Annotated in this window: 9 protein-coding genes and 1 tRNA gene; 5 read left to right on the top strand and 5 right to left on the bottom strand. The window is 63.9% G+C overall.

What is annotated here, in order from left to right; genetic code table 11:
• Nucleotides 1-172: 172 nt before the first annotated feature.
• The 4 genes from bfr to LJ656_RS00160 form a co-directional block, all read right to left on the bottom strand.
• Entirely contained in the window at nt 173-652 is a 480-nt protein-coding gene (gene bfr / locus LJ656_RS00145; protein WP_230507183.1) for a bacterioferritin, read from the bottom strand.
• 194 nt (nt 653-846) lie between these two features.
• Complete coding sequence (locus tag LJ656_RS00150; protein ID WP_230507184.1) at nt 847-2370, bottom strand: fumarate hydratase; 1524 nt, start codon at nt 2368-2370, stop codon at nt 847-849.
• A gap of 51 nt (nt 2371-2421) precedes the next feature.
• The gene (locus LJ656_RS00155) at nt 2422-3033 is read right to left on the bottom strand and encodes a TIGR00645 family protein (protein WP_230507185.1); all 612 of its coding nucleotides are present in this window, start codon (nt 3031-3033) and stop codon (nt 2422-2424) included.
• 263 nt (nt 3034-3296) lie between these two features.
• Nucleotides 3297-4199: a DMT family transporter gene (locus LJ656_RS00160; protein WP_230507186.1), complete on the bottom strand. Its 903-nt coding sequence runs from the start codon at nt 4197-4199 to the stop codon at nt 3297-3299.
• Between the two features lie 360 nt (nt 4200-4559).
• Between LJ656_RS00160 and acs the strand changes: the two genes are divergently transcribed.
• From acs to LJ656_RS00175, 3 genes are all read left to right on the top strand, one after another.
• A complete protein-coding gene (gene acs, locus LJ656_RS00165; protein ID WP_230507187.1) occupies nt 4560-6542 on the top strand; it encodes an acetate--CoA ligase in 1983 nt (660 codons plus the stop codon).
• 263 nt (nt 6543-6805) lie between these two features.
• A complete protein-coding gene (locus tag LJ656_RS00170; protein ID WP_230507188.1) occupies nt 6806-7240 on the top strand; it encodes a DUF4212 domain-containing protein in 435 nt (144 codons plus the stop codon).
• A 4-nt stretch (nt 7241-7244) separates the two neighbouring features.
• Nucleotides 7245-9263: a sodium:solute symporter family protein gene (locus LJ656_RS00175; RefSeq protein WP_230507189.1), complete on the top strand. Its 2019-nt coding sequence runs from the start codon at nt 7245-7247 to the stop codon at nt 9261-9263.
• Between the two features lie 78 nt (nt 9264-9341).
• Here LJ656_RS00175 and LJ656_RS00180 read toward each other — a convergent pair.
• Nucleotides 9342-9432: transfer RNA gene (locus LJ656_RS00180), tRNA-Ser, on the bottom strand.
• Nucleotides 9433-9626: 194 nt separating this feature from the next.
• On the opposite strand from LJ656_RS00180, the gene LJ656_RS00185 reads away from it, so the two are divergent.
• The gene (locus LJ656_RS00185; protein ID WP_230507190.1) at nt 9627-10475 is read left to right on the top strand and encodes an amidohydrolase family protein; all 849 of its coding nucleotides are present in this window, start codon (nt 9627-9629) and stop codon (nt 10473-10475) included.
• Between the two features lie 146 nt (nt 10476-10621).
• Nucleotides 10622-11497 (top strand): VOC family protein, encoded by an 876-nt coding sequence (locus LJ656_RS00190; RefSeq protein ID WP_230507192.1) that lies wholly within the window; start codon nt 10622-10624, stop codon nt 11495-11497.
• The last annotated feature ends 669 nt before the right edge of the window (nt 11498-12166 follow it).

A 12166-nucleotide genomic window follows, 5' to 3' on the forward strand; every position in this document is an offset into this window, starting at 1 on the left:
AAACGTCCGCGGCGCGGCGAACCGCAACGAGCGGGGAAATCCGGAAGGTGCGCAAGTATATCGCCGGCACGGCGCCCTTTAGCGCGAATCCTCAGCGCCGTGGCGGTGACGCTACGCTTGCGGCTCAACGCATTGCCGAGCCGCCCGCGCGTGAACGTGCAGCGTGATCCGCTCAGGATTCGACCGAACCCATCGCGCTTTGCTGATAGTTCTGGATACCGATTTTGTCGATCAGATCGATCTGCGTTTCCAGCCAGTCGATATGTTCTTCGGTGTCGTCGAGAATTGTCGTAAAGATTTCACGCGAAATGTAATCGCGAACCGATTCGCAATACGCAATCGCTTCCTTGCAGGTGCTTTGCGAAATCTGTTCGAGCTTCAGATCGCATTCGAGAATCTCTTTGGTTTCCTCACCGATCAGCAGCTTGTGCAGATCCTGCAGATTCGGCAAACCGTCGAGCATGAAAACGCGTTCGATCAACATGTCGGCGTGTTTCATTTCGCCGATCGACTCGTCGTATTCGTGCTTGCCCAGCTTTTCGAGGCCCCAGTGACGGTACATCCGCGCGTGCAGGAAGTACTGGTTGATAGCGGTCAGCTCGTTTTTCAGCTGCGCGTTCAGATATTCGATGACCTTCTTGTCGCCTTGCATGTTTATTTCCTTTAGGGGACCCTGGAATTTCCAACAACAATAAACGCCCTACCTGAAAAAGCCAAGGAAGCCGGCACAACTTTTGGCATATTCGCCAATACCGTGTGACGCTTCGCATGGGCAATAAAAAGCCGGGACCGCGGCCCCGGCTTCTTCACGCACACTGGCAGGCGTGCTCAGGCTTTCGCGGTCGATCAGGCGGTCGCGACCGGGATCTTGCCGATCTTCGCCTGCCACTCCTTCGGGCCGGTCTGGTGCACCGAGGTGCCGGTCGAATCGACGGCCACCGTCACCGGCATATCCTGCACGTCGAATTCGTAGATCGCTTCCATGCCGAGGTCTTCGAACGCGAGCACTTTCGCGCTGCGGATCGCCTTCGACACCAGATACGCGGCGCCGCCGACGGCCATCAGATACGCGGCCTTGTGCTTCTTGATCGCCTCGATCGCGACCGGGCCGCGCTCGGCCTTGCCGATCATCGAAATGAGGCCCGTTTGCGCGAGCATCGTCTCGGTGAACTTGTCCATGCGGGTCGCGGTGGTCGGGCCTGCCGGGCCGACTGCCTCGTCACGCACCGGATCGACCGGGCCGACGTAGTAGATCACGCGGTTGGTGAAATCGACCGGCAGCTTTTCACCCTTCGCGAGCATGTCGGCGATGCGCTTGTGCGCGGCGTCGCGGCCCGTCAACATCTTGCCCGACAGCAGCAGCGTCTGGCCCGGCTTCCAGTTCGCGACCTGTTCCGGCGTCAGCGTGTTCAGATCGACGCGCTGGCTGGTTTCCGTGTTCGGTTCCCAGTGCACCTTCGGCCATGCGTCGAGCGACGGCGCTTCGAGTTTGGCGACGCCCGAGCCGTCGAGCGTGAAGTGCGCGTGGCGGGTCGCCGCGCAGTTCGGGATGATCGCGACCGGCTTCGACGCGGCGTGCGTCGGCGCGGCCATGATCTTCACGTCGAGGACGGTGGACAGACCGCCGAGACCCTGCGCGCCGATCCCCAGTGCGTTGACCTTCTCGTGCAGTTCGACGCGCAGCTCTTCGATCCAGTCCTTCGGACCGCGAGCGATCACGTCCTGAATGTCGATCGGATCCATCAGCGATTCCTTGGCCATCACCATTGCTTTTTCAGCGGTGCCGCCGATACCGATGCCGAGCATCCCCGGCGGACACCAGCCGGCGCCCATCGTCGGCACGGTCTTCAGGATCCAGTCGACGATCGAATCCGACGGGTTCAGCATCGCGAACTTCGACTTGTTTTCCGAGCCGCCGCCCTTCGCCGCGACCTGCACGTCGACCTTGTCGCCAGGCACGATCTCGTAGTGGATCACGGCCGGCGTGTTGTCCTTGGTGTTCTTGCGCGCGCCTTCCGGCGGGCTCACGATCGATGCGCGCAGCACGTTGTCCGGGTTCAGGTAACCGCGGCGCACGCCTTCGTTGATCATGTCGGTCACGCTCATCGTCGCGCCGTCCCAGCGCACGTCCATACCGACCTTGACGAACACCGTGACGATGCCGGTGTCCTGGCAGATCGGGCGCTTGCCTTCGGCGCACATGCGGCTGTTGGTCAGGATCTGCGCGATCGCGTCCTTCGCGGCCGGGCTCTGCTCGAGTTCGTACGCGCGGCCGAGGGCTTCGATGTAGTCGAGCGGATGGTAATAGCTGATGTACTGCAGCGAATCAGCGATGCTCTGAATCAGGTCTTCCTGTTTGATGACGGTCATGGCTAGCTCAGTGGGGAGTGGCGCTTGTAGTCGGATCGCAGCGCGGTGCGGTCAGTCTTGCGCCTTCAGGGGAGTGGAACCTTTGATGCCGCCCACGGCGTGCAGATGCGCGGGCTCTTCGAAATGCTTCGGATGCGTGTGCGTGGTCAGACGATCGACCAGCGCCATCACCAGCGCGGACACGAGGAACGCGACGTGGATGATCACCTGCCACATGATCGTGTGGGTCGAATTCTGGTCGGGGCTGATGAAGGTCTTGAGCAGATGGATCGACGAAATGCTGATCAGCGCCATCGAAAGTTTGACTTTCAGCACGCCGGCGTTCACGTGATCGAGCCATTCCGGCTCGTCCGGATGGCCTTCGAGACCGAGCCGCGACACGAACGTTTCATACCCGCCGATGATCACCATGATCAGCAGGTTCGAGATCATCACCACGTCGATCAGGCCCAGCACGACCAGCATGATGTTGGTCTCGTCGAGCTTCATCGAATCGGCGACCAGATGCCAGACTTCTTTCAGGAACAGCACCACATAGACGCCCTGCGCGACGATCAGGCCGAGATAGAGCGGCACCTGCAGCCAGCGGCTCATGAATATGAGGTGGGGGAGCGCGCGTATTGGGCGGCGCGGATGGGCGGCGGTGGGTCGCGAAGCGGACATAGGCAACGGTTCGATGAAGCGCGGATGACGGAACGTGGGCCAACGCGCCGGCGGCGCGTGGGACGGGCACGCGGCGGGAATGGATCGGTGCACTGCGCGAGCACGCTGCTCGACTGCGTATCCGACACGCAAACCCGGCGCCGACGACGCTGCGGCTCGCGGCCACCGTGGGCCGCGCGGCTCGCGTCGGGCGCGCTATTGTACAGCGTCGGTCGAAAATGCTGCCGGGCGGCCGGCAAGCGCGGGCGCAATGCCCGGCCGGCTCACGACGCGACCGGCGGCACGCGCCGTGCCTTCAGACTCGCGAGCCCGATGCCGGCGACCACGCAGGCGAGCGCGATGCCGTGCGCGAGCGTGGGCCGCTCGCCGAGAACCACGATCCCATAGAGCGCGGCGGCGACCGGCAGCACCGCGCTGAACACGCCGGCGAGACTGCCCGGCACGTGGCGGATGCCTTTCATCCACAGCCAGAACGAGAAGATGCTGGCCGACAGTCCGTACCACAGCACCAGCATCCAGACGCTCGACGGCACCGCGCGATAGTCGAACTGTGCGAGCGCGCCGGCGCCGAGCGGCAGCATCAAGAGCAGGCCGAACAGGTGCGTGTACGCGCAGATGTCGAGCGGCGCGAGCGTTTGCGTGAGACGGCGCGACAGGATGATATAGAGCGATTCGCAACCCACCGCGCCGAGCACCATCAGGTTGCCGGCGAGCGAACCCGCGCCGGCCGCGGCACTCGCCTCTTGCCCGCTATGCGCGAGATTGATCACGACCACGCCGGCGATCGCCAGCCCGATCGACGCGAGCGCGCGGCGATCGGGCCGCTCCCTGAGGATCAGCCACGACAGCAGCGCGACCACCGCGGGAATCGTGCTGGTGATCACGCCGGCCGCGACCGCACTGGTGCGCGCGACGCCGTTAAGCATCAGCAGCGTGAAGCCGAAGGTGCCGAACAGGGCCTGCAAAAACAGATTGATCCATTCGTCGCGTTTGACGCGGCGCAGCCTGGCGACGCGCAACAGCGGCCACAGCACCGCCATCGCGATCACGAAACGCAGCAGCGCGAACAACGGGACGGGGACAAAGGCGACGATCGATTTACCGATTCCGACATTGCTGCCGACGAGCAGCATCGAGGTAATGAGGAGCAGGGCGTAGCGATTCAAGCTGGAATCCGGACGGCTAGTTCAGTTAGCATTGTAAGAGCCCGTGCCGGACGGCGTAAGGGCGGGACAAGGGCGCAACGAGGGCGCGCCGCGTGCCGCGCGATCTAAGGGTTTTCGCTGGGGCGGCAGGCCGCGCTGCGTAAGTGGCCGGTAAGTTGCAGCCATTATGTTTGAACATGACGGGCGGGCCGCGTATCTGGCCCGCGTCGCATGGACGATGTTGCGACGCCGCACCGCCAGGGGCGGCATCGCGAGGTGGGAGACAGCGCCGCTTGCGTTCGAGCGGCGCGCACACGATAAGGCGCGCGAGCAGCGCGCGCCGGCCAGGTTTTACGTTTCATCTTCACCAAGGGGTTGTCGATGTCTGCGATTGAATCGGTTCTTCAGGAACGCCGCGTTTTTCCGCCTTCCGCCGCCACGGCGAACGGCGCCACGATCTCCGGCATGGACGCGTACCGCGCGCTCGCCGCCGAAGCGGAGCGCGATTACGAAGGCTTCTGGGGACGTCTCGCGAACGAGACGCTCAGCTGGCACAAGCCATTCACGAAGGTGCTCGACGAATCGAAGGCGCCGTTCTACACGTGGTTCGAGGACGGTCAGCTGAACGCGTCGTACAACAGCATCGACCGTCACGTCGAGGCCGGCAACGGCGAGCGCGTCGCGATCGTGTTCGAGGCCGACGACGGCACCGTCACCAACGTCACCTATCAGGATCTGCTGCAGCGCGTGTCGCGTTTCGCGAATGCACTGAAAAAGCGCGGCGTGAAGAAGGGCGACCCGGTCGTCATCTATATGCCGATGTCGATCGAAGGGATCGTCGCGATGCAGGCTTGCGCGCGCATCGGCGCGACCCACTCGGTGGTGTTCGGCGGCTTCTCGTCGAAGTCGCTGAACGAACGGCTGGTCGACGTCGGCGCGGTCGCGCTGATTACGTCGGACGAACAGATGCGCGGCGGCAAGGCGCTGCCGCTGAAGAACATCGCCGACGAAGCGCTCGCGCTCGGCGGCTGCGAGAAGGTCAAGAGCGTGATCGTGTATCGCCGCACCGGCGGCAAGGTCGGGTGGCACGAAGGCCTCGACCTGTGGATGCACGAGATCACGCAGGGCGAATCGGATCAATGCGCGCCCGAGTGGGTCGACGCCGAGCATCCGCTGTTCATCCTCTATACGTCCGGTTCGACCGGCAAGCCGAAGGGCGTGCAGCACAGCACCGGCGGCTATCTGCTGTGGGCCGCGCAGACGCTCAAGTGGACCTTCGACTGGCGGCCCTCCGACGTGTTCTGGTGTACCGCCGACATCGGCTGGATCACCGGCCATAGCTACATCACGTATGGACCGCTGACGCTCGGCGGCACCCAGGTCGTGTTCGAAGGCGTGCCGACCTATCCGGACGCCGGCCGCTTCTGGCAGATGATCGCCAAACACAAGGTCACGCTGTTCTACACCGCGCCGACCGCGATCCGTTCGCTGATCAAGGCGTCCGAAGCCGACGCGAAAGTGCATCCGAAGAGCTACGACCTGTCGACGCTGCGCATCATCGGCACGGTCGGCGAGCCGATCAATCCGGAAGCGTGGGTGTGGTACTACGAGAACGTCGGCGGCGGCCGCTGCCCGATCGTCGATACGTGGTGGCAAACCGAAACCGGCGGCCACATGATCGCGCCGATGCCGGGCGCCACGCCGCTGGTGCCGGGCTCGTGCACGTTGCCGCTGCCGGGCATCATGGCCGCGGTCGTCGATGAAACCGGACAGGACGTGCCGAACGGGCAGGGCGGGATTCTGGTGGTCAAGCGTCCGTGGCCGGCGATGCTGCGCAACGTGTGGGGCGATCCGGACCGCTACAAGAAGAGCTACTTCCCCGACGAACTCGGCGGCAAGCTGTATCTCGCCGGCGACGGCGCGGTGCGCGACAAGGAGACCGGCTACTTCACGATCATGGGCCGGATCGACGACGTGCTGAACGTGTCGGGTCACCGGCTCGGCACGATGGAAATCGAATCGGCGCTGGTTGCCAATCCGCTCGTCGCCGAGGCCGCGGTGGTGGGCCGGCCGGATGCGACCACCGGCGAAGCGGTGTGCGCGTTCGTCGTGCTCAAGCGCGCGCGTCCGCAGGGCGAAGAAGCGGTGAAGCTCGCGAACGAGTTGCGCAACTGGGTCGGTAAAGAGATCGGTCCGATCGCCAAGCCGAAGGACATCCGCTTCGGCGAGAACCTGCCGAAGACGCGTTCGGGCAAGATCATGCGCCGCCTGCTGCGCTCGCTCGCCAAGGGCGAAGCGATCACGCAGGACGTGTCGACGCTGGAGAACCCGGCGATTCTCGATCAGCTCGGCGAATCGCTGTAAGTGCGCGAGCGCTCCGGCTGCTTTGCGTGCTTCGATTGCTTTGAGGAGAGGGGCTGGGTCGGGCCTCTCGTGCGAATGGCCGGCGTGAACGGGGCGCGGTTGCAGGCGGCCTGTTTCACGCGGGCCGCTTCAATGCCTGCCGCACGGCCATTGTGCATGGCCTTCGTTGTCGCGTGCCGCAAGGCCTCGTCAAGGACTCGCTCATCAAGCCTCGCGCGGACAATCCCGATTGCCTGCCCGAGGCCTTTTTGATAAATAGGCGCATGGCCGCGCCTCATCCTTCCTCCCGCGCTACGTTGAACCCGGCACCCGAACCGCCTCCGGTCTCGGCGGCGATGGCGCTCGCGCATCGCAAGTACTGGCGTTTCAATCTCGCGCTGATCGCCACGTTGATGACGCTCGGCTTCATCGTGTCGTTCGTCGTGCCGCTGCTCGCGCCGTCGCTCGATCCCATACGGCTCGGCGGCTTCAGGCTGCCGTTCTATTTCGGCGCGCAGGGCGCGATCCTGATCTACCTCGCGTTGATCGTCGTCTATATCGTGCTGATGCAGCGCGCCGACCGGCAATTGCAGCGCGCGTTCGACGCGGATGCGCGGCGCGGTGCGGCAGCCGATGCGATCAGCGATACCGTCGCGGCAGCGACGGCCCCCAGCAGCGCCGACGCCGACGCCGGCGCGCAGTCCGCGCGCGGACGCTGAGCCGATGAAGCTCACGCACCGGCTGATCCGCTCATATGCGTTCTATACGCTCGGCTTCCTGCTGTTCGTCTATGTGATGTGGCGCATCGAGCGCAGCACCGGACCGGGCGTGTGGATCGGCTATGTGTTCCTGTTCGTGCCGATCGCGGTGTACGCGGTGATCGGCGTGCTGTCGCGTACCTCCGATCTCGTCGAATACTACGTGGCCGGGCGGCGCGTGCCGTCGGCGTTCAACGGGATGGCGACCGCGGCGGACTGGCTGTCGGCCGCGTCGTTTATCGGCCTCGCCGGCTCGATCTACGTGACCGGCTATGACGGCCTCGCGTATCTGATGGGTTGGACCGGCGGCTACTGCCTCGTCGCGTTCCTGCTCGCGCCGTACGTGCGCAAGCTCGCGCGCTACACGATTCCCGATTTTCTCGGCACGCGCTTTTCGAGCAACGCGGTGCGCGGGCTCGCCGCGCTTGCCGCGATCCTGTGCTCGTTCGTTTATCTGGTCGCGCAGATCCAGGGCGTCGGGTTGATTGCGACGCGCTTTATCGGCGTCGATTTCGCGATCGGGATTTTCTGCGGGCTGGCCGGCATTCTCGTGTGTTCGTTTCTCGGCGGCATGCGCGCGGTCACGTGGACCCAGGTCGCGCAGTACATCATCCTGATCGCGGCGATTCTGATTCCGGTGTCGATGATCGCGCACAAGGACGGTCTCGGCTGGGTGCCGCAACTCAATTACGGTCGTCTGATGGAGCGCATGGAAGCGCTCGAAAAGCAGGTGCGCGACGCGCCGCTCGAGGAGCGCGTGCGCGACGACTATCGACGCCGCGCCGCGCTGATGCAGCTGCGCATCGATACGTTGCCGCAATCGTATGTCGATCAGAAGCAGCGTCTCACCTTCGAGGTCGCCGATCTGCGCCGCCACAACGGCCCGTTGCGCGAAATCAAGGAACGCGAGCGCGCGCTCGAACAGTTTCCGCACGATGCGTCCGCCGCGCAGATCGTGTGGACCCAGCAGCGCGACGAGATGCTGATGCGCGCGACCGCGCCGGTGCCGATGCACGAGCCGTTTCCGGCGCGCGGCGACGAAGACCGCAGCACCCATACGCGCAATTTCCTGTCGCTGCTGCTGTGTCTGTCGCTCGGTACCGCGAGCCTGCCGCACATTCTGACGCGCTATAACACGACGACCTCGGTCGCGTCGGCGCGGCGCTCGGTCGGCTGGACGCTGTTTTTCGTCGCGCTGTTTTATCTGACGGTGCCGGTGCTGGCAGTGCTGATCAAGTACGAGATGCTGACCAACCTGGTCGGCCATCACTTCGCCGATCTGCCGCAATGGCTGACGCAATGGCGCAAGGTCGAGCCGAGCCTGATCAGCCTCGCCGATACTAATGGCGACGGCATCGTGCGCTGGAGCGAAATCCAGATGCAGCCGGATATGGTGGTGCTCGCGGCGCCGGAGATCGCGGGGCTGCCGTATGTGATGTCGGGTTTGATCGCGGCGGGGGCGTTGGCGGCGGCGCTGTCGACCGCGGACGGTCTGTTGCTGACGATCGCCAATGCGCTGTCGCACGACGTGTACTACCACATGGTCGATCCGAATGCGTCGAGTCAGCGGCGCGTGACGATCTCGAAGATTCTGCTGCTGGGGGTGGCGCTGTTTGCGTCGTATGTCGCGTCGCTCAATACCGGGAACATTCTGTTTCTGGTCGGCGCGGCGTTTTCGCTGGCGGCGTCGAGTCTGTTTCCGGTGCTGGTGCTCGGCGTGTTCTGGAAGCGCACGACGCGGCTCGGCGCGGTGGCGGGGATGGTAGCGGGGCTGGTCGTGTGTATCTACTACATCGTGTCGACGTACCCGTTCTTTACGCAGATGACGGGTTTCACGGGTCCGCGCTGGTTCGGGATCGAGCCGATCAGTTCGGGCGTGTTCGGTGTGCCGGCGGGGTTTCTGGTTGCGATCGGGGTCAGTCTGTTGGATCGGAAGGCGGATGCTTATACGATGGCGTTGGTGGATTACATTCGGCATCCGTAGGGTCGCCGGGAATCTGGCGACCAAAACAAAAATCCCCGTAAGTCGTTGACCGTACGGGGATTTTTTGCGAATTCTTGCTGGCGGAGAGAGGGGGATTCGAACCCCCGATAGGTTATTAACCTATACACGCTTTCCAGGCGTGCGACTTAAACCACTCATCCATCTCTCCGCGAAGGAGGCGAATTATAGCAAACTTCGCGCCGTCCGCCAGAGCCGGCTTGAGGGAGTTCGATGCGCGCCTCGAACTTGCGTATCGTTCGACGCGTCGTGTGGTCGAGCGCGCCGCGCTTGTGATGCCGGATACCATATCGGGCACCACGCCTCCACTCGCGCAACACCCACAACGAACCGGACCGACCCGCCATGAGCGTATTCACCGAAGACAAGATCGACTGCCACTGTCACGTATTCGACCCGTCGCGCTTTCCGTATCGCGCGGACGCGGTTTACCGTCCCGCGCAGCAGGAGATCGGCACGACCGCGCAATTCGTCAACGTGATGGATGCATACGGTGTGCGCCACGCGCTGCTGGTGGGGCCGACCAGCGGCTACCGCACCGACAACCGTTGCATGCTCGATGCGCTGCAAAGCCACCCGGCGCGCTTTCGCGGCATCGCCGTGGTCGAGATGGACACCGGTCGCGACGAACTGCGTGCGCTGCGCGCTCAGGGCGTCGTCGGCGTCGCGCTCAATGCGGCGATGGACGGGCTCGAACCGGTGATGGGCGCGGCCGGCCTGTTCGCCGCGCTCGCGGATCTCGGCATGATCGCGCAGGTTCAGGTGGTCGACGACCAGATGACGACACTCGGTCCCTGGCTGGCGCGGCAGCCGGCGACGCTCGTCGTCGATCACTGCGGGCGGCCGGACGGCGCGCTCGGTGTCGGGCAGCCCGCTTTCGAAGCGCTGCTGCGTCTGGCCGATCGCGGTAACACGACGGTGAAGCTGTCCGGCTGGCAAAAGTACGCGCGCCTGCCGTATCCGTACGAGGACGCGTGGCCGTACGCGCATGCGTTGCTGCGCGCGTTCGGGCCGGGACATTGCGTGTGGGGCTCGGATTGGCCGTTTCTGCGCGCGCCCGAACGTCTCGATTACGGGCCGTTGTTGACGCTGTTCGAACAGATCGTGCCCGATGCCGAAGCGCGCCGGCAGATCATGTGGGACACGCCGCGGCGGCTTTTCGGCTTTGACCAGCCGTTGCGGGGCGCAGCGTAGAGCGCGGCTATTCGCGCATTCAAATTGCCGGACACGGGCGGCGCGGGCAAGATAGCGTGAACGGCGCACGACCGCGCACGACGGCGCACGACGGCGCACGACGGCAAAGCAGCGGGTCGGCGCGTCAATTCTTCGAGGACACGCAGATGAATCATCCCGACTACGCACGCGAGGACACCGGCAATCTCGTGCTGCTCGAGCACGTCAACCTGACGATCCCGGACCAGCGTCCGGCGACCGCGTTCTACGTCAGCGGTCTCGGACTCACGCGCGATCCGTATCTGATGACCGGCGTGACCAACATGTGGATCAACGTCGGCCGTTCGCAGATTCATCTGCCGCACGGCGACCCGCAGCGTCTGCGCGGCCATGTCGGGCTCGTGCTCGGGGAGCGCGCGGCGCTGCTCGAACGGTTGCGCGCGGTGCGCCCGTTGCTCGCGCATAGCAGCTTCGGCTGGCGCGAAGGCGCGGACCGCGTGGAAGTGACCTGTCCGTGGGGCAATCGCTACGACTGCCTCGATCGCGACGCGGGCGCGCCCGACGCTCCATGGAGTGGTCTCGATCTCGGCATCGCGTACGTGCAACTCGATGTGCCGGTCGGCAGCGCGGCGTCGATCGCGGCGTTCTATCGCGAGATGTTCGGCGCGTGCGTCGAAGTGCGTGAACGCGACGGTTCGCGGCAGGCAGTGGTTGCAATCGGCACGCGCCAGCAATTGATTTACGTGGAGACGTCCGGCGCGACCCAGCGCTACGACGGGCATCACATCCAGATTTACGTCGCCGATTTTTCCGGACCGTATGCACGCCTTGCCGCGCGCGGACTCACTTACGGCGAGGAGACGCATCAATACCGGTTTGCCGATCTCGTCGATCCGGTGAGCGGCGAGCGCCGCTTCCAACTCGAACATGAAGTGCGCAGTCTGCGTCACCCGCTGTATGCGAGACCGCTCGTGAACCGCAACCCGGACATGACGAACCGGAACTATCCAGGCGGTGGCGAAGGCTTTCGCGGACGGTTCTGATCGCGTTCGCTTATTCGCGGGCGATACGCTCAGCCATTTGTTATTCGTCACTCAAGGCCGGATCCGGCCACCCACATTCAGCCGCCCGATTGAATTTCCTTGCGCCGGTATTTAACCGGCTTTTGATTTTGCTTTGCCGCTGCTACCTAAAGACAATATGAAAACGAGCAGGGCCGGCGGTTTCATCTCCCGAATGGCTGCGCATTAATCGCTCTGTACTACGCGCTGCCGTGACGAATACTTGCGTCGCCGCTTGCGGCATGAGTGGGCCGCCGAGGGCCCCGGCAACCTGCGGTCGACTCGCTATCTGGGACGCGCTACCGCTGGCTGCGCATTGCTATACAGGGTCGGATTCAACCAGCGCGCGGCTATCCGCCCTCCGATCGAAGTTCAGAAAGTGCGAATCTTTACCGACGCAACACATACAAGAAAAATTTGACCTTTTTTGGTAAAAAAGTATGACTTGTTCTAGGCCAAGTCATTTCTTCAGGGTACGATTTACGCCGGTTTGAACGATTTCGGGAATAATTTCCCGGTAAAGTTGTATCTGGGCTGTAATCGGTAAAAGGTTCGCGGCAGTTTTTTGCCCGCGCACCCGTACGTGTCGACCCTGTCAATCTGAATCGCCGCGAAGCAAGCCTTCGTGCGCCTCGGTTCAATCGGACACCA

This window comes from Paraburkholderia sejongensis (genome assembly GCF_020880815.1).
GTDB lineage: Bacteria > Pseudomonadota > Gammaproteobacteria > Burkholderiales > Burkholderiaceae > Paraburkholderia > Paraburkholderia sejongensis.

Bases quoted from the DNA above. Each gene is read 5' to 3' on its own strand.
- bfr (WP_230507183.1), bottom strand. From the start codon at position 652: ATGCAAGGCGACAAGAAGGTCATCGAATATCTGAACGCGCAGCTGAAA.
- LJ656_RS00150 (WP_230507184.1), bottom strand. From the start codon at position 2,370: ATGACCGTCATCAAACAGGAAGACCTGATTCAGAGCATCGCTGATTCG.
- LJ656_RS00155 (WP_230507185.1), bottom strand. From the start codon at position 3,033: ATGTCCGCTTCGCGACCCACCGCCGCCCATCCGCGCCGCCCAATACGC.
- acs (WP_230507187.1), top strand. From the start codon at position 4,560: ATGTCTGCGATTGAATCGGTTCTTCAGGAACGCCGCGTTTTTCCGCCT.
- LJ656_RS00170 (WP_230507188.1), top strand. From the start codon at position 6,806: ATGGCCGCGCCTCATCCTTCCTCCCGCGCTACGTTGAACCCGGCACCC.
- LJ656_RS00175 (WP_230507189.1), top strand. From the start codon at position 7,245: ATGAAGCTCACGCACCGGCTGATCCGCTCATATGCGTTCTATACGCTC.
- LJ656_RS00185 (WP_230507190.1), top strand. From the start codon at position 9,627: ATGAGCGTATTCACCGAAGACAAGATCGACTGCCACTGTCACGTATTC.
- LJ656_RS00190 (WP_230507192.1), top strand. From the start codon at position 10,622: ATGAATCATCCCGACTACGCACGCGAGGACACCGGCAATCTCGTGCTG.